At 69.3% G+C, this 469-nt stretch carries 1 pseudogene; it reads left to right on the plus strand.

Going from position 1 to position 469, the window contains the following annotated elements:
• Nucleotides 1–92 precede the first annotated feature (92 nt).
• Nucleotides 93–469, plus strand: a pseudogene (locus UK23_RS48065) (hypothetical protein); the annotation flags it as partial.

The raw sequence follows: 469 nt of genomic DNA on the forward strand, positions 1-469 counted from the left end.
AACTTTACTTCCCTGAAGGGGCTTGTGATCGCGGGGCACAACTACAGTGCTTCGCTCACAGGCCCCTTTCAGCGTGTCCATAGGAGGATTTGGTGTCAAGGTTCGGGGATCGTCCCGGCGACCGTCAGCGTGGCCAGGGAGACCGACCGCGCCATTCCGACGGTGGCCGCCCATCAGGCGATCGCAAGTTCAGCAACAACCGCAGCGACAAGCCGCGCGAGGACCGCGGTGGCTACCAGCGTGGTGAGGGCTCCGGCGACCGCGACCGCAGCGGAGACCGTCGAGACGACCGCGCCGGCAACCGCTCTGGCGGTGACCGCGGCGGCTACAAGGGCTCGAGTGACCGCAGCGGGTACCGGGGTGGCGAGCGTTCGGGCTCGAGCGACCGCGGTGGCTACCGCGGCGAGCGCTCGGGTGACCGTCCCGGCTACCGCGGTGGCGACAGCTCCGATCGCGGCGGCTACCAGCG

The organism is Lentzea aerocolonigenes (genome assembly GCF_000955955.1).
Classification (GTDB): domain Bacteria; phylum Actinomycetota; class Actinomycetes; order Mycobacteriales; family Pseudonocardiaceae; genus Lentzea; species Lentzea aerocolonigenes_A.